The sequence below is a fragment of the Peptoniphilus sp. BV3C26 genome (assembly GCF_000478985.1).
Taxonomy (GTDB): domain Bacteria; phylum Bacillota; class Clostridia; order Tissierellales; family Peptoniphilaceae; genus Peptoniphilus_B; species Peptoniphilus_B koenoeneniae.
This window is the reverse complement of the sequence record NZ_AWXB01000015.1, coordinates 22,109-42,790: the sequence shown is the minus strand read 5'-3', so window position 1 is coordinate 42,790 and position 20,682 is coordinate 22,109. Positions and strand designations below refer to the sequence as shown.

The following is a 20,682-nucleotide window of genomic DNA, read 5'->3' as shown; positions in this document are numbered from 1 at the left end:
TTATTCACCCTTATCCATAGAATCAAGAAGTTTTTCAACTTTTTTCTTGGCAATATCTTCAAGTTCTTTTCCCGTATAAGAATCTGTTTTCTTGTTTAAGTTTTTAAAATTAGGTCCCACTTTTTTAACTTTTTTATCTTTTATGTCATTTAACCTTATTTGATCTAAACTTGTATAGCCGCTTTTTTTCCAATTTTCAAGAACTCCATTTACATAACCTAAGTTTGGACTTTGTATGTTTACAGTTTTTGAAAGAGCTTCTTCAATTATATCTTCTGAAAATTCACTGTACCAGGAATTTATCAAATCAAAATCAAATTGGTTGAAGGTTTTTTTTGTAAGACCTATGGATTTCATAACAAAATTATAGTTGTAATATTTTTTCTCATGCTCTTTGAAATTTTCTTCAAGTTTTTCTGGAGTTCTGATATTTTTTTCGCTCCAGTCCCTTACAACTTTTTCAACATATTTTACATTGTATATGTTTTTTATTTCTGTTACAAAGAAAAAGGCTTCTTCAATAAGGCTCATGGGCATATTATAAACTCCTATCCAGTTGTAAATATCCTGTTTTTGCATGGGGGAAATGCTCTTTCTTAAAAGAAATTCAATTCTTGATAAAAAGTTTGCCACTTGAGGATTTTCTACTATTTGGCTGAAATTTTCACGACTTTTGTTTTCAGTGTTCCAAACATTTTTTATATAGAGTTCTTTTAAGTTTACATAGTATATGTCCATCTCATCATTTTCTCTTTTTATTTTTATTAAATTTTGTTTTTCCCAATAATCCCAAGCCCTATACACGTCATTTTCAAGTATACCTAATAAATCTGCCATGTCTGAAGCTTTTACAGACCCACCTTGGCCTTCTTTTAGAAGTTTTAGACCCATTATATAAACTTTTACAAAAGACCCATCTGCTGAGGGCATAAAGTCATTAATAAATATATTTTCTATTGAGGTTGAACCTAAGTCCAACTGACATTTATTTAAAAAAATTCCCATTTTTTTACCTTTCCAATTTCATAACAATATAAAGCATTAATTTTTTACCTAAAATTTTTACAAAACCCTGTCCTTGGCCATACTGGTAAAAATCTTTTTCAAGAAACATAAGACCCTTTGAAACCTTTTTAAATCCGATTTTTTCATAGATGTGAATGGCTTTTTTGTTATAGGCTGCAACTTTTAATGTTATTTTTTTTAATCCTCTTTCTTTAAAATAATAGTCCGCCATGGTTTTTAAAGCGTCTTGTCCGTAGCCTAAGTTATTATATTTTGCTCCTATTGCCAAACCTAAAACTGCTGATGAAAAAATTTTATTTATTTTTTTAAAAGATATAAAACCCACAGGTTTTTGATTAGCAAAAATTGTCCAATATTCATTATATCTATTTTTTGTTTTTTCTTGGTACCAATTTTTAATTAAAAAATTTTTATCTTCTATGAAGTTGTAATCTCTTAATAAAGGATTTTCATACTGACCCCAATTTTGAAATTCATAGGCGTCTTTTAGGCTGAGTTTTTCCATCCTTGTTATTTTTCCTTCTACCATGTTTATATTATATCAAAAAAAGACCCTAAGGCCTTTTTTCATATTTTATTTATTTTTTTAAATTGGAAGAAGTCTTCTCCACTTTCCAAATTTATAATAAAAGTAGTTTGCTATAAAGGCAAGAACCCATGTTACAGGCCAAGCCATAAAAATAATTTCCACTCTGTAAATCATTTTTAATACTATATAAATCCAAATCATCCTTGCTCCGCACATGAAAACTATTGAAATAAGCATAGGTGCCATGGCAAAACCTGCCCCTCTTATTACTCCTCCTAAAACTTCGCTCATGGAGAAAATAAAATAAGTTGTGCATAAAATTCTGATATATATTTTACCCACTTCAACTACATAGGGGTCTTTATTAAACAATTTTATAAGGGGATCTGCAAATACAAAGGTGAATAGGCTTAGGGATAAAGAAACCGCTACTCCTATAATAATACTTACTTTTGTTCCCTGACGAACCCTATTATAATTTCTTGAACCTATATTTTGTCCTGTAAAGGTAGTTGCTGAAAGGGCTACGGAAACAATTCCCATATAGATAAAATTATCTATCCTTCCTCCAGCACTATAGGCTGCTATTACATCTGCACCGAACTCGTTTATTTTTGATTGAATTAAAACATTGGAGAAGGAGATAATAGCTGATTGAATCCCGGCTGGAATTCCTATATTAAATATTTCTTTTAAAATATCTGGGTCTACTTTTAAAATATTTTTTAAATTAAGTCTTACAAAATCGGATTTTATTAGGGAATAGGTTACTAGGATTGCACTTATAACTTGAGCAAAAAATGTTGCCCAGCCTGCCCCTTCAACAGACATTTTAAAAACTGCAACTAAAATTATATCCAAAATTATGTTTGTAATTGCCGCTACAAGTAAAAAGTTAAAGGGCCTTTTTGAATCTCCCATACTCCTTAATATACCAGATCCCATGTTGTAAACTAAAAGAGGTATCATTCCCAAGAAAAAAATCCTCATATAGCTTACAGCCATATCCATAATCTCATCGGGCGTTTTTACAGCCCTTAAAATCCAAGGGGATAAGAGGATTCCCACTATTGTTAAAATTATTCCACCTAATATGGCTATGGCATAGGAAGTTGTAATGCTTTTTTCAAGTTTTTTTCTATCCTTTGCTCCGTAAACTTGAGATACTACTACACTTGCTCCTGTGGTTAAACCAAAAAAGAGCCCTATTAATAGTGCACTTATCTGTCCTGTGGAACCTACTGCGGCCATGGGATTTTTTCCTGCAAATCTGCCGACAATTACAAGGTCTGCCGTATTATATAATTGTTGTAAAAAATTTGATAATAGAAGGGGTATTGAAAAGGCAATTATGCCCTTATAAATTGATCCTTCAGTAAGATTTATATTTCTTGTTTTTTTCATATTTATTTTCTATATTATTATTCTTTATTCCTATTAATTCAGTATAAGGGAGAGTTTAAGTAAATGCAAACTTATATAAAAAATTACTTTTTGAATATAATTAAATTTTATTGAACTTTTGCTCATTAAACTGATATAATATTTTATTATAGGAGGTACAAATATGACCCTTAGAGATTTGGAAATATTTTTAGAAGTTGCAAATACTAAAAATATGTCTAAAGCTGGAGAAAATTTACATATATCCCAACCTACTGTTTCTCATGCAATTGCTCAAATAGAAAAGGAGTTTAATGTTGTTTTATTTGAAAGAGTAAGTAAAAGTCTTTTTCTTTCAGATGCGGGATATAAATTATATCACTCTTCAAAAAAACTTCTTAGAGATTTTGAAGACATAAGTTTGGAGCTTTTAAACACTTCTTTAATTAAAATTGGCATAAGTGAAGATGTGCCTTTGGATTTAATTGAAAAGTTTAAAAGAAATTTAGAAAACAAATATGATATTTGCCTTAAATTCGTTTTAAAGGATTCAAATGTTTTAAAAAAACTTTTTGAAAATAATGAACTTGACTGTCTTTTCTTAGGCGAAAATCTTTTTTCCTTTAAAGATGATTTAGATTTTATTGATTTAAATTTTGTCCTTTGCACAAAAAAAGAAAATTTAAGTTTAAGTCCTCACAACCTTAAATTTATTTCCTGGTCAAATTCTTATCCTATAAAAGTTTTAAAAGCTTTAAAAGAAAAATACATACTTGATATAGCTTGGGAATCTTCTTCTTTAGATTCCGTTTTAAAACTTCTTGAGCTTGGCCCTTATTTTGCTTTTTTACCTGAAATAATCTCTAAAAATTATGAAATTATTTCAGACATTAATTTTAAGAAAAGATTTATCCTTCACTACAAAAAAGATAAATTTATAACCAAGGATTTTAAAATTTTATTAAATGAATTTAAATCAATAAAAGAAAATGGACTTGTTTTTTAAAAGTCCATTTTTTTATTTTATTATTAAATTTAAAACTATGCCTAAAGCTGCACTTATTCCTATTATTTTAAAGAGAGAAGTTCTTTTTCCATATAGGATAAGTCCCAATATAAAAGTTACTGCTGCGGGAAAAACCATATTTTCCAAAGAATAGGCTCCCTTAAAAACCGATTGGTTAAAAAGATTTATAGCCGTTATTAAAATAAGAGAAACCACCCCTGCCTTTATTCCATTTAACATCCTATCCAGAGATACAAATTTTTTATTTTTTGAAAATAAAAAATATCCAAGGATCATCATTAAAATAAATTGAGGTGTTATAACTCCAAGAGTTGCAACTATTGAACCTATTATTCCATCTACTTTTTGCCCTACAAAGGTTGCTGAATTTATTGCTATAGGTCCCGGCGTCATTTGAGAAATAGAAATCAAATCTAAAAATTCCTTTGAATTCATCCATTTATTTCCCTCTACAACAAATTCATCTATAAGGGGAATTACTGCATATCCTCCACCAAAAGCCATCATTCCTATTTTTAAAAAGGTTAAATATAAATCAATCAGCATTTTTTTTCTCCTTAAAAAGACTAAAAATTATAAGTCCTGAAAGACCTGAAAATATAATTAAATAAATTTTATTTATATCTTTAAAGAAAAATCCCAGGATAAAAACACTTATAATTACAAAACTTGAAAAAATAGGAAATTTTTTAATTGCACTTTTTCCCATCCTGTATACTGTTATAAAAAGTACGGCACTTATTGCCCCACTTATACCTAAAAGAGCTGAACTTATATAAAAATTTGTTTTAAAAGCTTGATAAAATTTTGAAATTATCGAAAGAGTTATTAAACAGGGAAGACTTGATGCCACTAGTGAAACAAGGGCTCCCACAGGTCCTCTTAATTTATATCCTGTTAAGACTGATGTGGATATTGCCATTGCTCCCGGTCCTCCCTGGGCAAGAGCAACTATATCAAGCATTTTTTCCTCATCTATTAATTTTAAATCTTCCACAAATATATCTTTTATTATGGGAACAATTGTGTAGCCTCCCCCAAAGGTTATGGCATTTATTTTAAAAAAAGTCCAAAAAAGTTTTGCCAAGGAAATTTTTTTCATTTTACTTACACCTCTTTTGCATTATAGCATAGAAAATTTTTTTATTTTTTAAAAATAAAAAAAACACGCTTTTTGCGTGTTTTCTATTTTTATTTTCAGTTTATAGGATGGATGCTTACACTTTCTATTACGTTGTTAGAACTTTTTATAACTTCATAAATATATTTTCCGTCATCTACCATTGTTCCCAGTTCAAGGTCATAACCTTTTTCCTGTATAAGATCTGAAACCAAACCGCCTATAGAATTATATCCCAAATCTTCTATTTGAAAATTACATTTTCTGTTTATTTCTTCTATGTCTGTTGAAGCACTAAATACATTATCATTTGATGAAAATATTCCTACGTCTGATGCTCCTATTAAAAATTTTCTTACTGCAAATAATAATGATATTGCTATTACTCCTATTATGATGTCATTCATGGTGTCTGATTTTATTAGCATCTTTCTTGCTATTACAAGCATTATTAAGTGAATTATTGTTGAGTCCGAATGGGCAACCATTAGGAGAACAAATTCAACAGCTATTACAAGTAAAAGAACGTGGTCTAAAAAGTGTTTAAATAATTCATAACTGGGTTCTGCCGGTGAAATTATTATAGAATGATAGTATCTGAAAATATCCGGCACTGAAATAATTATTCCAACTATTAACAATATTGAAATTAACATTTCAAAAAAATATACTATCTTATTTAAGTTGAGTAAAAATTTTCTTCTATTCATTTTTATTCTCCAAGATTTTTTTCTATTTCTTTTTTAATTTTTCTAAAACTTTTTTTCTATTCTGGATACTGTCATTTGAGATATTTGAAATTTTTTTGCTATTGCTATTTGTGTACTCTTTTTAAAATATCTTTCCATCAAAATGTTTCTTTCAAGTTCGTTTAAATTTTCAAGAAGTTTTTCTATAAAATCGTTCATTTCAATTTTATCAAAATATTCTTCATCTTCTCCTATGATTTCAGAAAGATTTACATCTCTGTCACTTTCTGTGGCTTCATAGATAACATCAAGGGATTGAAGAGAATATACTTTTGATGCTTCTGCAGCTTCGAGTATTTCTTCCGGTGTGCTGGAAAGATATTTTGCAATGTCGTTTACTGTAGGCGCTCTTTGATATTTTTGAGATAAATATGCTTTTGCATTATTAATTTTTTTTGAGAGTTCCTGAATTCTTCTTGGTACTCTTATTGTCCATCCTTTATCTCTAAAGTATTTTTTTATTTCACCAATTATTGTTGGCGTTGCAAAACTAGAAAATTCATATCCTTTTTTGGGATCATATCTATCTACGGCATATATTAACCCTAATGAGGCTACTTGATATATGTCTTCGTATTCTATGCCCCTTCCCGAATATTTTTTTGAAAGAATATCTGCAATATAAAGATGATCTTTTATTAATTCTTCTCTTATTTCTGGATCTTTTGTTTCATAATACTCTTCAAATTTTTTTCTTCGCTCTTCTTTAATTGATTTTTTTTCTTTGGAGTTGTTTTTTTCCATATTATTCTCTGATTTTTATTAATTTTAGTCCGTCCGCCTCAAAAATTACTTTATCTATTAGGGACTCTATTATAAGTTTGGACATTTCTGTTTCTTCTTCTTTAAAATTTTCTTCTATTCCCTTTATAAAGGTCATAATATAATTTTCTTCAATGTCCAATTCAATTTCTATGTTTTCTAATTTTCCCTGGATTTTTGAAATGTTTAAGCCTTCTGTTACTGCCATCTTATAGTCTTCTATATATTCAACATCAAAGTCAAAGTTAGATAAAATTCCTGAAATAAATAATCTTACAGAGGAATAATATTCTATTTTTTGAGGTATGCTTATTTTTATCTTATCCATGTCTTCACCTAATTTCAAACATTTGATCAAGTTTTGTTATTAAAAATAATTTTCTGATGTTTGGTTTGACATTTATAAGCTCTATTTTCTTATTGTCTTTTACCATTTCTTTATAGATAAAAATTAAGGATCCCAGTCCTGTTGAATCTATATAATCTAAATTTTCAAAATCAAACAAAATATCTAATTTATTCTCTTTGTAAATCTCGCTTATTTTTTCTTTAAATTCATCAGTTGCAAATATATCCAGTTCACCTATTGCTTTTACAATAATTTTTTCTTCTACCTTTGTTTTCAATTCAAAGCCCATTTATATTTCATCTCCCACATATTTTGCAACGGCTACTACTTCGGAATCTTTAAGGTTCATAAGTTTTACTCCTGATGTGTGTCTTCCCATTACTGAAATACCTTCGGTTTGTATTCTTATCACTATTCCCTTTTCCGTTATCATCATAACTTCATCTGATTTATCTATTACTTTTGCAGAAATTACTTTTCCTGTTTTTTCTGTAATTTTATAAGTAATAAGACCTATGCCGCCTCTGTTTTGATTTCTATATTCACTCATCTTAGTCATCTTTCCGTAGCCGCCTTGACTTATTACAAGCAAATATTTTTCATTTTCCGCTATATCAAAACTTACAACTTCATCATCATCTTTAAGTTCTATTGATTTTACTCCCTGAGCACTTCTTCCCATAGACCTTACTGCATTTTCACCAAATCTTATACTCATTCCGTTTTTAGTTACAAGTATAATTTCATCGTTTTTCTTTGTAAGTCTTACTGCTATAAGAGAATCTCCCTCTCTTAAATTTATTGCATTAAGTCCATTTTTCCTTATATTTTTAAATTCACTGTATCCGGTCTTTTTTACAAGTCCGTTTTTAGTAATCATTGTTAGACTTGAGCTTTCTTCTTCATCTCTTACAGGAACAACTGCTGTAACCTGTTCATCTCTTGAAAGATTTAAAAGATTTACAATTGCAGTTCCCTTTGCCTGTCTTGAACTTTCAGGAATGTCGTAGGCTTTTAATGAATATACTCTTCCGAAATTTGTAAAGAATAAAATTGTATCGTGAGTTGATGTTATATAAAGGTCTTTTACAAAATCTTCTTCCCTTGTTGTAAGAGCTGCTATTCCCGTTCCTCCACGCCTTTGTGGTTTATAGGTTCCTTCAGGCATTCTTTTTATATAGCCAAATTGGGTAAGGGTTATTACAACATCTTCTTCTGCAATTAACTCTTCTTCGTCTATTTCTCCTTCATCTGCAACAATTACAGTTCTTCTTAAATCTGAATATTTTTCCTTTATTTCTTCAATTTCATCAATTATTGTTTGATCCAACAATTTTTTGTTTTCAAGAATTGACTCAAGTTTTGCTATAAGCTTTATTAAGTCGTTATATTCATTATCTAATTTTTCTCTTTCTAATCCTGTAAGTCTTTTAATTCTCATATCGAGAATTGCTTGACCTTGAAGCTCACTTAGTCCGAATTCCCTTGTAAAAGCTTCTTTTGCTTCAGCATCGTCTTCTGAATTTCTTACAATTTCTATAATTCTGTCAATATTATCAAGAGCTATTTTTAAACCTTCAATGATGTGGGCCCTTGCCTTTGCCTTATCTAAATCAAATTCAGTTCTTCTTCTTACAACTTCCCTTTGATGGTCAACATAATATTTAATAAGTTCTTTTATATTTAAAACTTTAGGTTCTCCATCGACCAGGCAAAGATTTATAATACCAAAGGTTATTTGCATTTGGGTATTTTTATAAAGTTGATTTAATATTACCTTTGGATTTGCATCTCTTTTTAGGTCTATTTCAATTCTTATACCTTTTTTATGAGATGAAAGGTCCTTTATATTTGCAATGCCTTCTATTTCTTTATTTTTAACTAAGTCTGCAATTTTTATTATTAAATTTGATTTATTTACTTGGTAAGGAATTTCCGTTACGACAATTTTACTTCTGTTTTTATATTCTTCAATTTCAGCTCTTGCCCTAACTTGTATCTTTCCTCTTCCTGTTTTATAAGCATCAATTATTCCCTTTTTCCCTAAAATTATTGCTCCTGTAGGAAAATCCGGACCCTTTAAATCCTTCATGATTTCTTCAATGCTTATGTCTTCGTTTCTCATATAAGATACAACTGCATTTATAGCTTCTTTTAAATTGTGAGGAGCCATATTTGTTGCCATACCTACTGCAATACCGGCAGATCCATTTACAATTAAGTTTGGAAACCTTGATGGAAGAACTGTAGGTTCTAATTCTCTCTCATCAAAATTAGGAACAAAATCAACAGTATTTTTATTAATGTCCCTTAACATTTCAAGAGCTATTTTATCCATCCTGACTTCTGTATAACGAGCAGCGGCTGGTCTATCTCCGTCAATGTTACCAAAGTTACCTTGACCTTCTACAAGAGGATATCTTATGTTAAAATCCTGAGCAAGTCTTGCTGCGGCATCATATATACTGGAATCTCCATGGGGGTGAAATTTTCCCATTACTTCACCTATAAGAGTTGCAGATTTTCTAAAACTCTTATCCGGTGTAATACCAAGGGTTTGCATTCCGTAAACAATTCTTCTGTGAACAGGTTTAAGTCCATCTCTTACATCTGGAAGAGCTCTTGAAACTATAACCGACATGGAGTAGTCAAGGTAAGAACTCCTCATTTTTTTTGAAATATCAACTTCAATTATTCCATTTTCATTTTTCTCTACCATAATCTACCTCATGCATCTATATTTTCTGCATATTTTGCATTTTCTTCAATAAATTCACGTCTTGGATCTACATCAACTCCCATTAAAGTTGAAAAAACTTCATCAGCTTCAATTAAATCTTCTACATGAATTTGTAAAAGAAGCCTTGAATCCGGATCCATTGTGGTTTCCCAAAGTTGATCCGCATTCATTTCTCCAAGTCCCTTGTATCTTGCTATCTTATAATTTTTATCTCTTCCAAGCTCATTAAGGGCTCTTTCCAGTTCGTTTTCATCGTAGCAATATCTTATTACCTTTTCCCCTCTTTTTATACCAAATAGAGGGGGTTGTGCCACATAAACATGGCCTTCTTCTATAAGAGGTTTCATGTATCTAAAGAAGAAGGTTAAAAGCAAGGTCATAATGTGAGCACCATCAACATCGGCATCGGTCATAATAATAATTTTTCCATATCTTAGTTTGGAAAGGTCAAATTCTTCTCCTATGCCTGTACCAAAGGCAGTTATCATAGCTTTTATTTCTTCAGAATTTAACATTTTATCAAGTCTTGCCTTTTCAACGTTCATAATTTTACCTCTTAAAGATAAAATCGCCTGATAATTTGAATCACGACCTGATTTTGCAGAACCACCTGCAGAATCCCCTTCCACTAAAAATATTTCATTTAATGAAATGTCTGATTCATGACAATCAGCAAGTTTTCCCGGTAAACTCATGGAATCTAAGATAGATCTTTTTCTTGTTAAATCTCTAGCTTTTCTTGCAGCTTCCCTTGCTCTTCTTGCTGAAAGAGCCTTATCTAAAATTGTTTTTGAAATTTTAGGGTTTTCTTCCATAAATCTTGAAAGGTTATCGGAAAGAACTGAATCAACTATTCCTCTTGTTTCTGAATTTCCAAGCTTTGCTTTAGTTTGTCCTTCAAATTGAGGATTTGGAATTTTTACACTTATTACAGCAGTAAGTCCTTCTCTTACATCATCCCCTGAAAGATTTTCTTCCTTTTCCTTAATAAGATTATACTTTCTTCCATAGTCATTTATTGTTCTTGTAAGAGCTGACCTAAAACCTGATAAGTGACTTCCGCCCTCTTCTGTATTTATGTTATTTGCAAAAGTCAAAACTGTTTCATTGTAGCTGTCTGTATATTGAATTGCAATTTCAACTGCAGTGTTTTCTCTTACTTCATCAATATAGATAATTTCCTTGTGAATGGGGTTCTTTTTTGAATCAATATATTCAACAAAAGATTTTATTCCACCTTCATACATAAAGGTATTATTTTTTATATTATTTTTATCCCTATTGTCATTAAAAATAATTTTTACACCCTTATTTAAAAAAGCCATTTCTCTAAACCGTCTTTCAAGAGTGTGATAATCAAACTCTAAAGTATCAAAAATAGAAGGATCAGGATAAAAAGTAATTTTTGTTCCCGTTTCATCTTTTTTTAATTCTTCAACAATTTCTAATTCACTTGTAGGTTTTCCAATAGAAAACTCTTGTCTATATAACTTTTTATTTCTTTTTACTTCTGCAATAAGTTTTGTAGAAAGGGCATTTACTACAGAAACCCCTACTCCATGCAGACCTCCTGAAACTTTATAGGCGGAATTATGAAATTTTCCTCCTGCGTGTAAAATTGTAAGTACAGTTTCAAGAGTTGATTTTTTAGTTGTCTTATGTTTTTCAACAGGTATTCCTGAACCATTGTCAATAACAGTTACTGAGCCATCTTCATTTAAATTTATTGTAATTGTATCGCAAACACCTGCAAGAGCCTCGTCAATGGAATTGTCTACAACTTCATAAATTAAATGATGAAGTCCCTTACTTCCTGTTGAACCTATATACATTCCAGGTCTTACTCTTACAGGTTCAAGACCAGTTAAAACCTCAATATCATCAGCACCATAATGCCTATTATTTGTCATTTTATCTCCTTATAAGTTCCATTTTCTATTAAATAATACTTGGCTTCATTAAATTTTAAATTTTCAGCACTTGTTGAAGTTATAAAAGTTTGAATATCTTTAATAGAATTAAAAAGATAATTTCTTCTTTCACTGTCAAGTTCTGAAAAAACATCATCCAATAAAAGTATTGGATTTATATTATTTTTTAGGGTCAAAAGCTTAAGTTCGCCAAGTTTTAAACTTAAAACCACAGACCTTATTTCCCCTTGAGATCCGTAAGTCTTAACGGACCTATCATTTATTTTAAAATCAATATCGTCCCTATGGGGACCTATTGTTGTTATTTTTAAATCCAAATCTCTATTTCTTACTGTTTTTAAAATTTTAATATACATATCAACAGTATCTTCAAGACTTTTTTTAGGAGGTATTGTTGAAAGATATAAAATTTTAAAATCGTCCTTTGAAAGGTCCTTATAGTATTTTTTCGAAAATTCTTCAAGATTTTTTAAAAATTTAAGCCTGTCTATTAAAATTTTTGATCCGTATTTTGCAAGTTGTATGTCATAAATATCCAATAATTTTAAATTTTTATTATAATCTTTTAAAATTTTGTTTCTTTCAAAAAGAATTTTTTTGTATGAACTTAAATTGTAAGCATAAATTGAATCTATACTTATTAAAATATCATCAATATATTTTCTCCTGTCTTGAGGAGAATTTTTTACAATATAAAGATCATCCGGCTTAAAAACAACGGGACTTATGGCTTTTTTATAATTTTTTAAAATTACTTCTTTATCATTTAAAAAATACTTTTTCCCATCGTATCTTGAAATTTGTATTTTAAAAGAATTTTCAACATTTTTTAAAGAAATTATTCCCTCAACTTCACAAAAATCCTCATTAAAACTTATAAGTTCCGTATCTTTTGCATTTTTAAAACTCTTGGCTCTTATAAGAAAAAACAAAGCTTCTATAAAATTTGTCTTTCCCTGGGCATTTTTCCCTATAAATACATTTATTTTTTCAAAATCTTTAAAGAGGGCTTCTTTATAATTTCTAAAATTTTTTAATCTAATTGATTTTACAAGCATATTACTTCAAAAATTTCATCTTCAAAGCTTACTTTATCGTGATCATAAAGTTTTTTGCCCCTTCTCGTTTCAATATTTTCATTTACTTTTACGAGACCTTCATTAATTATATTTTTCGCGTCTCCCCCACTTATTCCCAAGGCAAGTTTTAAAAAACTGTCGAGTTTTATAAAGGGAGTGTCTATTTTTATTCTTTCCATAAAAAACCTACTTTGCAAGTCTTACAGGTAAAACTAAATATGTGTAAGAATCAGTATTTATAATGCAAGGATTTACTGAATCTGTAAAATTAAGAACAACATCTTTATCTTCAATTATTTTTATTCCATCAAGAAGATATTTTGAGTTAAAGGCAATTGTAAGTTCATCTCCCTCAGTTTGGCAGGGAATTTCTTCAGTTACATTTCCTATTTCAGTATTTGAACTTATTACTAAACTATTTTTCTTTATTTCAAGTTTTATAAGATTTGCCCTTTCTTCTTTAGCAAGAAGAGATGCTCTTTCAAGACTTATTTGGAAAAGACCCCTGTCTACTTTTACTTTTGTAGTGTGGTTATCTCTTATTAAATCCTTGTAGCTGAAATATTCTCCTCCAAATAAATTTGAATATAATTTTGTATTATCAAATTCAAATAAAATTTTATTTTCTCCAACTTTTACATCAACTTGAGAGTCTTCTAAAATTTTTGAAAGTTCATTTAAACTTGTTGCCGGTATTATTGATTTACTTTCTTTAGTTTCCTTATTAAGTTTAACTAAACTCATTCTAAAACCATCAAGGGCAACAAAATTTATTCCCTTGGTGCAGTCCATATAAACACCTGTAAACATCTTTCTTGTATCTTCCTGAGAAACTGCAAAAGATGTTTTTCTTATAGCTTCTTTAAGTTCTTCACTGGAAATTTTAAAAGAATTTTTTTCTTCAAAATTTGTTACCATAGGATATTCATCGGGGCTTTGGCAAGTTATATTAAATTCACTCTTGTTGCAAATAATGTTCATATTGTGTTTTTCAATTCTTATTTTTATATCCGAATCGTCAAGTTTTCTTATTATATCTCCAAAAAGTCTTGAATTTACTACAATTTTTCCCTCTTCTTCAACAATGGCACTTGCACTTGTTATAATTGTTAAATCAGTATCAGTACCTATTATTGTTAAGGTGTTGTTTTCTGCAACAAGTAAAAGACCTTCTAATATTTGCATAGCAGATCTTGAAGAAATTGCTTTTTGAGCTATTGATATATGTTTTGACAATTCTTTTTTGCTTATATTAAATTTCATGTTACCTCCAATAATATAAAATTATATTAGTAATAGTAGTAGGAGCTGTTAATTTGTGGATAAGTATTTAACTTATTAAAAATTCAAAAGGAAGTCTTATTTATAATTTGTTAATAAGTTTTTATAAGTCATAGTTTATTCACATTAACTTTTAATTTCTTTTATGAGATCTCTTACCTTTATTTTTAAAGAAACATCTCTTTCAATGTCTTTTCTTATTTTTTCATAAGCGTGAATTACAGTGGAATGATCCCTTCCTCCAAATTCTTCCCCTATCTTAGGTAGGGACAAATCAGTCAGTTCTCTTGTAATGTACATGGCTATTTGTCTCGGGTAAGCTATCTCTCTTGTTCTTTTTTTTGAATTTATGTCATCAATACTAATGTCAAAGTTTTTTGATATAACTTCTTTAATAAGTTTTGTGTTTATAACTTTTTCTTTTTAGTATTGTAAATGTCTTTTATAGCTTCTTTTGCAAGTTCTTCTGTTATTTCTCCATTTGCAAGTTTTGAAAAGGCCTTTACTCTTGTAAGAGCGCCTTCAAGTTCACGAATATTGCTTCTTACGTTATGAGCAATAAAATTTAAAACATTTTCTGGAACGTTAAAACCTTCAGTATCTGATTTTGAACGAAGAATGGCTATTCTCGTTTCAAGGTCCGGTGCTTGTATATCAACTATTAATCCCCAAGCAAACCTGGATACCAACCTTTCTTTTAAAGCTTTTATATCTTTAGGCGGTTTATCTGATGTAAGTACAATTTGTTTGTTTGCATCATGAAGGGCATTAAAAGTGTGAAAAAATTCTTCTTGAGTGCTTTCTTTGTCTGCAATAAATTGAATATCATCAATTAAAAGTACATCAACTGACCTGTATTTATTTCTGAAGTCTTCATTTTTTCCTGTCTTTATTGAATTTATAAGTTCATTCATAAACTGTTCACTTGTAACATAAAGGACTTTTTTATTGGGATCTTGACTTAATATAAAATGACCTATAGCTTGCATTAAGTGAGTTTTACCAAGACCTACTCCTCCGTAGATAAAAAGAGGATTTGAATGAGCGGCTTCAGGATTTTCATAACTTTCTGCAGCTGCAAGACTTGCCGCATGGGCAAATTCATTGCTTTTTCCAACTATAAAATTTTCAAAATTATATTTAGGATTAAGCCTTGATTTTTCAATATAAAAGTCATCTTTAAAATTAAATCTATTTGTGTCTTCGTCATCTGCAATAATTTTAATGTCATAATGAACAGAGGAAGCTTCATAAAGACATCTTTTAATTAAATCCATATTTACTTTACTATTTTGAAGATATCTTTTTGTAAAATCATTGGGAACGGAAATTACAAATTCGTTATTTTCTCTATTAATTTCCCTGGGATTCATTTTTTTAAACCAAGTATTAAAAGATATTTCGCTCATGGAATTTTTTCTGATAAGATTCATAAAATTTTTCCAAATTTCAGAAATTTCCTGATTCATTTATTCCTCCTTAAGTGGATAAAAGTTATGTTGATAAAAAACATGTATAAAACTTATTAACAATTGTAGATATTTTGTAGATAAAAAGATTTATAAACAACTGTTAATAAGTTTATTTTGTTGATAAGTTTTGTATGAAAAGCTTAAATTGATAAAAAATAAAAAAATAAAAATATTAAGAAACAGATTATTAACAGATTTATCAACAGTTTGTTAATAAGTATTTTTTTCAACAACAATTAAAATTATCCACATTTTTTTAATTATATTAACTTTATTTTAACAAATAAAATAAAAGTTATCAACAAGCACACCCTCTTTAAAAAATTCAATAAAGGGCGAAAAAAAGGGCTTTATAAATAAAAAAGTGTTTCATTAAGAAACACTTTTAAATTAAAATATTTTTAAATTTTTAATATTTTCTTTCTCTTTGAATTACAATTCTTCTGTAAGGTTCTGTTCCTTCTGAATGAGTTAAAACTCCTTCAAAATTTTGAAGGGCTTCATGAATTATTTTTCTTTCATGGGCATTCATAGGTTCAAGTTTTACAGACCTATTTGTTCTTACAACTTTTTTTGCCATTCTTTCTGAAAGACTTTCAAGAGTTTGTTTTCTTCTTTGTCTATAACCAGAAGAGTCTACTATTACTCTTACAAATCTGTCAGAATGTTTATTAATTATTAAACTTAAAAGATATTGGATTGCATCAAGGGTTACTCCTCTTTTTCCAATTACAATTCCAAGTTTTTTCTCGTCTCCTAAAATATTTACAGTTAAAACATTCTCTTCAAGAGATGTTTCCAACTCATATTCAAGATTTAAAGGAGTCATAACTTTTTCTATAAATTCTTTGGCAAGATTTTTAAATTCTTCTTCGTTTAGGCTGTAGTCGTAAGAATCTTCTTCTGAATTATCTTCTTCAAGCTTTTCAACTTTATTTTCTTCAGCCTTTTCTTTATTTTCTTCTATTTTTTTATCTTCAATAAGATTTTTTTGAGAAAATTCTGAATTTTTACTTACCTCAGTTTTGTTTTCTTTTTTGTTTTTAAGGTTTACCTTATTGCTCTTTTCTGATTCAAGGTCTGAACTAAAAATTTCTTTTAAAATATCTTTAGTATCTTCTTTTTCACTTACCTTTACGGCTGCATCTTTTGAGCCGAATCCTAAAAAGCCCTTTGAGGCCTCTTGAAGGATTTCAATATTAACTTTGTCACGAGAAAGTTTTAGTTCTTTAAGAGCTTCATTTACTGCTTCATCTACGGTTTTTCCGGTTTTAATTACATAAGTCATTGTTCAGCCTCCACTTCACGTTTGATGATTATATTTTGAATTTGTGTTTGGAAAACTTGGAATAAACTGGAAACTATCCAGTATAATACAAGAGCCGCTGCAAATCTTCTGCCCATTAAAAAAATCATTATAGGCATAAGAATATTCATAGTATTCATCATGGACTTTGATTGTTCAGTTTGTTGCATTTTTGTAGCAGGATTATTTGACATTATCCACGAAGACAAAAATGTAGCAAAAGCTGCAACAACAGGAAGTATTAGACTTGTATCCGGATGATCTATATTTTTAATATAGAAAAAATGTTTTGCTATTTGGTCATAGGCACCGGGTTCTGTAAAAACATATTTTGCCGGTTCATAAAAGACCCTATAAAATGCTAATAATATTATCATTTGAATAACCATGGGAAGACAACCGCTTAACATATTGTAGTTTGCATCTTTATAAAGCTGTTGTTGTTTAGCTGCAAGAGTTTTTGGATCTCCCTTGTACTTCTTTTGAATTTTTTGGAGTTCAGGTTGAAGTTCAGCCATTTTCTTTTGGTTTTTCATTTGAGAAATACTTATAGGCATAACTATAATCTTTAAAATTATTGTAGAGATAATAATAGTAATAGCAAAAATTGATATGCTTTTAGGTTCATTCATAATTCCTGAAAGGCTGTCATAAATAAATTTAAAAAACATACCTAATACTCTACTTATTGCTGACATATTTCCTCCTATTTAGGGAAGAGGATCATAACCGCCTTTACATAGGGGATTGCATCTTAAAATTCTCTTAACTGAAAGATAGGTCCCTTTGAAAAAGCCATATTTAATATAGGCTTCTTTGGCGTATTGGGAACATGTGGGATTAAATCTGCAGTGCCTACCTGGAAGCAGGTACGGAGAAATAATTTTTTGATAAAAGTTAATTATTAAAATCATAATGTGTTTCATTTAATCAGCTTCTTTCTATTTAAAATATGAGCGAAACTTTTTTTCATATCTTGGTAGCTCACTCCGAAAGTATCTTTTTTTAAAACAATTACAATGTCATAACCTGGCACGATTTCAAAATCTCTTAAAATCATTTTAAGTCTTCTTTTATATTTATTTCTTTGAACTGCATGACCGAATTTTTTTGTTATGGTAAATCCAATCCTTGAAAAGTCCAAATTATTTTTTTTAATAAACATTGTATAGATTTTGTTGCCGGCTACATTTTTATTATTATAAACTTTTTGAAAATCCCTGTTCTTTTTTAAAATTTCATTCATTATGCTGAAAGTTTCTTTCTTCCCTTTCTTCTTCTCGCTTTAATTACAGCTCTACCGGATTTAGTTCTCATTCTTGCACGAAAACCGTGTTCTCTTTTTCTTTGTTTGTTTTTCGGTTGAAAAGTTCTCTTCACAAATATCGCCTCCTCTCCACCATAGAATTATATTTATTTAATTCTACGGTGTCAAGTTTTTATCTTAACCTTAAGCCTTAAAATTTATTTAAATTTATTAAAAAATATTCTTGACTTTAAAATTTTATAAGAGTAAAATTAGTAAAAATGTATAGAAGGAGAAAATTTATAATGGAAAAATCAATTGAAAGAGAAAATTCATTCCAAGCTTTAAAAGTTGCTAAAAAGACTGTTTTGGCTTTGCAACATATGATTGCAATGTTCGGTGCAACTGTTTTGGTTCCTCTTTTAACAGGATTTAATGTTTCAACTTCATTAATGTGTGCGGGTATCGGTACTTTAATCTTCCATTTTTGTACGAAGAAAAAGGTACCGGTTTTTTTAGGTTCATCTTTTGCATTCATTCCTGTTATTCAAAGTGTTTCAAAAATTTACGGAAGTCTGTCATATGCTCAAGGAGGCATAATTGTGGCAGGCTTTTTGTATGTAATAATGTCTTTTTTAATAAAAAAGCTGGGAGTTGGAAAAATAACTTCATATTTTCCTCCCCAAGTAGTTGGTCCCATGGTTATTGTTATAGGTTTTAATTTACTTCCCACCGCTATTGGTATGGCAAGCTCAAATTATCTTGCAGCTGGAGTAACTTTTTTAACTTGCATTTGTCTTAATAAATTTGCAAAGGGCTTTTTAAAACAACTTTCCATAATAATTGCGGTTGTTGTGGGATATTTAATGAGTTTAAAACTTGGGATTGTAGATTTGGAGCCCTTAAGAACTGCTGAAAGTTTTGCAATACCTCCATTAAGTTTACCTAAATTTTCCTTTGGAGCTATTATGATAATTGCGCCTGTAGTTCTTGCAGTATTTATGGAACATATTGGAGATATAACTACAAATTCACAAGTTGTAGGGAAAAATTTTATTGAAGATCCGGGTCTTAACAGAACTCTTTTAGGAGATGGACTTGCAACTATGTTTGCAGGATTTGTTGGAGGACCTGCAAATACAACTTACGGTGAAAATACAGGAGTTTTAGCAATTACTAAAAATTATGATCCAAGTATTTTAAGACTTGCGGCTGTTTTTGCCATAGGTCTTGGTTGTATAGGCAAGATAGGAGGATTTTTACAAACTATTCCAACTGCAGTTATGGGCGGAATAAGTGTCATTCTCTTCTCTATGATTGCCGTAATCGGAGTTAAGACTATTAAAAATTCTCATATGCCCTTTAATCTTAAAAATATAATTGTTATGGCAACTATATTGATTCTCGGTTTAGGTGGTCATGTGGGAATAAATGTGGGTATAAAAATAACGGATATTGTTTCCATATCCGGTCTTTCTCTTGCAGCACTTGTGGGAGTAATCTTAAATGCAATTTTTAAGAAATATGAAGAATCTCTAAATAAATAAAAGATTTTAAATTAAAAACTTTTTCATAAAATAAAAAGTCACCTTAATAAAAAAGGTGGAATCTCTTTTGATTCCACCTTTTTTATTTTATTATAGGTCATCTTCTATTATGCTGGATTTTGAGTAAGCTGATACTTTTGCTTCAAAGAAGTCGGTTTTTATTTCGTTTATGTCAGAATATTGACTTACCCACTTCATGCTTTCTGGTTCCTTGTCATAGCCTTCATAAAGGGCATCGAGACCTAAATTTTTTGCTCTTAAATTGCCTAAGTATTTTATATAATCTTCAACCATTTCTTCGTTTAGGCCTTGAATATTATTTCCTATTACATATTTTCCCCAGGCTATTTCTTCTTCCACACCTTTTTTAAGAAGGGCTCTGTATTCTTCAGTTTTTTCTTGGGTAAAAAGTTCAGGGCTTTCTTTTTTAAGATCTAGTATTATTGATCTAAAAAGCCAAAGGTGGGTGTTTTCATCTCTATTTATATATCTTATTTCCTGTACTGTTCCAGGCATCTTTCCATTTCTTCCCAAATTGTAGAAAAACATAAATCCGGAGTAAAAATAAATTCCTTCAAGAATATAATTTGCTATCATTGCCTTCATTAGAGTGTCTGTGTTTTTTTCATTTAAGAAACTTGCATATTGGTCTGTTATATATTTGTTTCTTTCAAGTAAAAATTTATCGTCCTTATATTGGTATAAGATTTCCGTTCTTTCTTCCGGTGAACAGATGGTGTCTAAAATATAGGAATAGCTTTGAGAGTGTATTGATTCCTGAAAGGCTTGTATTGATAGACAAAGATTGATTTCATTGGCAGTTATATAGGCTTCTAAGTTTGGAAGTTGTGCCGTTTGTATTGAATCAAGATAAATTAAAAAGCTTAAAATTTTATCATAGGCCTTTTTTTCATAGGGATCTAATTTTCTGTAATCTAAAACGTCCGTTGAAAGATTGATTTCTTCGGGAATCCAAAAGTTGTTCATGGCTTGTCTATACCAATCGCTGGTCCACTTGTATTTTATGTTGTTAAAATCATTTAAGTTAGTGGTATTTCCGTTAATTATTTTTCTTTTTGAAAGTTCAATGTCTCCATTTTCATTGAAAAGTCCTCTTCTTTTCAGTTCCATTTTT

The 20,682-nt window shown here is 29.5% G+C and carries 21 protein-coding genes and 2 pseudogenes; 2 read left to right on the top strand and 21 right to left on the bottom strand.

Annotation, left to right across the window (positions count from 1 at the left end; genetic code table 11):
- From HMPREF1253_RS01830 to HMPREF1253_RS01820, 3 genes are read right to left on the bottom strand one after another with little or no spacing between them, the layout of a single operon-like run.
- On the bottom strand, positions 1–1,005 hold the full coding sequence (locus tag HMPREF1253_RS01830) for a DnaD domain protein (protein ID WP_023055073.1): 1,005 nt from the start codon (positions 1,003–1,005) through the stop codon (positions 1–3).
- Between the two features lie 4 nt (positions 1,006–1,009).
- Complete coding sequence (locus tag HMPREF1253_RS01825; protein WP_023055026.1) at positions 1,010–1,555, bottom strand: GNAT family N-acetyltransferase; 546 nt, start codon at positions 1,553–1,555, stop codon at positions 1,010–1,012.
- A 57-nt stretch (positions 1,556–1,612) separates the two neighbouring features.
- Entirely contained in the window at positions 1,613–2,959 is a 1,347-nt protein-coding gene (locus HMPREF1253_RS01820; RefSeq protein ID WP_023055027.1) for an MATE family efflux transporter, read from the bottom strand.
- A gap of 163 nt (positions 2,960–3,122) precedes the next feature.
- Between HMPREF1253_RS01820 and HMPREF1253_RS09570 the strand changes: the two genes are divergently transcribed.
- On the top strand, positions 3,123–3,944 hold the full coding sequence (locus HMPREF1253_RS09570) for a LysR family transcriptional regulator (protein ID WP_023055069.1): 822 nt from the start codon (positions 3,123–3,125) through the stop codon (positions 3,942–3,944).
- Between the two features lie 12 nt (positions 3,945–3,956).
- Here the strand turns inward: HMPREF1253_RS09570 and HMPREF1253_RS01810 are convergent, their stop codons facing one another.
- The 17 genes and pseudogenes from HMPREF1253_RS01810 to rpmH all read right to left on the bottom strand — a co-directional run bounded on the left by HMPREF1253_RS01810 (position 3,957) and on the right by rpmH (position 18,134).
- Positions 3,957–4,511 carry a chromate transporter gene (locus HMPREF1253_RS01810; RefSeq protein ID WP_023055031.1) on the bottom strand — a complete coding sequence of 185 codons (555 nt, stop codon included), beginning with the start codon at positions 4,509–4,511 and terminating at the stop codon, positions 3,957–3,959.
- A complete protein-coding gene (locus HMPREF1253_RS01805) occupies positions 4,501–5,067 on the bottom strand; it encodes a chromate transporter (RefSeq protein WP_023055050.1) in 567 nt (188 codons plus the stop codon). Before HMPREF1253_RS01805 ends, HMPREF1253_RS01810 begins: the two co-directional genes overlap by 11 nt.
- Positions 5,068–5,162: 95 nt before the next feature.
- Positions 5,163–5,795, bottom strand: a complete 633-nt coding sequence (locus HMPREF1253_RS01800) for a transporter associated domain-containing protein (RefSeq protein WP_023055019.1) — start codon at positions 5,793–5,795, stop codon at positions 5,163–5,165.
- A gap of 2 nt (positions 5,796–5,797) precedes the next feature.
- Positions 5,798–6,578 (bottom strand): annotated as a pseudogene (locus tag HMPREF1253_RS01795) (SigB/SigF/SigG family RNA polymerase sigma factor).
- 1 nt (position 6,579) lies between these two features.
- On the bottom strand, positions 6,580–6,924 hold the full coding sequence (locus HMPREF1253_RS01790; RefSeq protein ID WP_023055075.1) for a hypothetical protein: 345 nt from the start codon (positions 6,922–6,924) through the stop codon (positions 6,580–6,582).
- Between the two features lie 4 nt (positions 6,925–6,928).
- The gene (locus HMPREF1253_RS01785; RefSeq protein ID WP_023055055.1) at positions 6,929–7,234 is read right to left on the bottom strand and encodes an STAS domain-containing protein; all 306 of its coding nucleotides are present in this window, start codon (positions 7,232–7,234) and stop codon (positions 6,929–6,931) included.
- Positions 7,235–9,664: a DNA gyrase subunit A gene (gene gyrA, locus HMPREF1253_RS01780; RefSeq protein ID WP_023055076.1), complete on the bottom strand. Its 2,430-nt coding sequence runs from the start codon at positions 9,662–9,664 to the stop codon at positions 7,235–7,237.
- Positions 9,665–9,672: 8 nt separating this feature from the next.
- A complete protein-coding gene (gyrB, locus tag HMPREF1253_RS01775; protein ID WP_023055024.1) occupies positions 9,673–11,595 on the bottom strand; it encodes a DNA topoisomerase (ATP-hydrolyzing) subunit B in 1,923 nt (640 codons plus the stop codon).
- Positions 11,592–12,674 (bottom strand): DNA replication/repair protein RecF, encoded by a 1,083-nt coding sequence (recF, locus tag HMPREF1253_RS01770; RefSeq protein ID WP_023055062.1) that lies wholly within the window; start codon positions 12,672–12,674, stop codon positions 11,592–11,594. Before recF ends, gyrB begins: the two co-directional genes overlap by 4 nt.
- Positions 12,665–12,874, bottom strand: coding sequence for an RNA-binding S4 domain-containing protein (locus HMPREF1253_RS01765; RefSeq protein WP_023055066.1), 210 nt, complete (start codon positions 12,872–12,874; stop codon positions 12,665–12,667). Before HMPREF1253_RS01765 ends, recF begins: the two co-directional genes overlap by 10 nt.
- A 7-nt stretch (positions 12,875–12,881) precedes the next feature.
- The gene (gene dnaN, locus HMPREF1253_RS01760) at positions 12,882–13,958 is read right to left on the bottom strand and encodes a DNA polymerase III subunit beta (RefSeq protein WP_023055072.1); all 1,077 of its coding nucleotides are present in this window, start codon (positions 13,956–13,958) and stop codon (positions 12,882–12,884) included.
- A gap of 144 nt (positions 13,959–14,102) precedes the next feature.
- Positions 14,103–15,445, bottom strand: a pseudogene (gene dnaA, locus HMPREF1253_RS01755) (chromosomal replication initiator protein DnaA).
- A gap of 412 nt (positions 15,446–15,857) precedes the next feature.
- A complete protein-coding gene (gene jag, locus HMPREF1253_RS01750; RefSeq protein ID WP_023055039.1) occupies positions 15,858–16,736 on the bottom strand; it encodes an RNA-binding cell elongation regulator Jag/EloR in 879 nt (292 codons plus the stop codon).
- The gene (locus tag HMPREF1253_RS01745; RefSeq protein WP_023055025.1) at positions 16,733–17,452 is read right to left on the bottom strand and encodes a YidC/Oxa1 family membrane protein insertase; all 720 of its coding nucleotides are present in this window, start codon (positions 17,450–17,452) and stop codon (positions 16,733–16,735) included. The genes jag and HMPREF1253_RS01745 overlap by 4 nt, the downstream gene beginning before the upstream one ends.
- A 12-nt stretch (positions 17,453–17,464) precedes the next feature.
- Positions 17,465–17,680: a membrane protein insertion efficiency factor YidD gene (yidD, locus tag HMPREF1253_RS01740; protein WP_023055058.1), complete on the bottom strand. Its 216-nt coding sequence runs from the start codon at positions 17,678–17,680 to the stop codon at positions 17,465–17,467.
- Positions 17,677–18,000 (bottom strand): ribonuclease P protein component, encoded by a 324-nt coding sequence (gene rnpA, locus HMPREF1253_RS01735; protein ID WP_023055021.1) that lies wholly within the window; start codon positions 17,998–18,000, stop codon positions 17,677–17,679. The genes yidD and rnpA overlap by 4 nt, the downstream gene beginning before the upstream one ends.
- Positions 18,000–18,134: a 50S ribosomal protein L34 gene (gene rpmH, locus HMPREF1253_RS01730; protein ID WP_023055015.1), complete on the bottom strand. Its 135-nt coding sequence runs from the start codon at positions 18,132–18,134 to the stop codon at positions 18,000–18,002. Before rpmH ends, rnpA begins: the two co-directional genes overlap by 1 nt.
- 171 nt (positions 18,135–18,305) lie before the next feature.
- Here rpmH and HMPREF1253_RS01725 point away from each other — a divergent pair, with 171 nt between their 5' ends.
- Entirely contained in the window at positions 18,306–19,547 is a 1,242-nt protein-coding gene (locus tag HMPREF1253_RS01725) for a uracil-xanthine permease family protein (RefSeq protein WP_023055022.1), read from the top strand.
- Between the two features lie 90 nt (positions 19,548–19,637).
- On the opposite strand, the gene HMPREF1253_RS01720 is transcribed toward HMPREF1253_RS01725, so the two are convergent.
- The gene (locus HMPREF1253_RS01720; RefSeq protein ID WP_023055014.1) at positions 19,638–20,678 is read right to left on the bottom strand and encodes a ribonucleotide-diphosphate reductase subunit beta; all 1,041 of its coding nucleotides are present in this window, start codon (positions 20,676–20,678) and stop codon (positions 19,638–19,640) included.
- Positions 20,679–20,682: the final 4 nt, after the last annotated feature.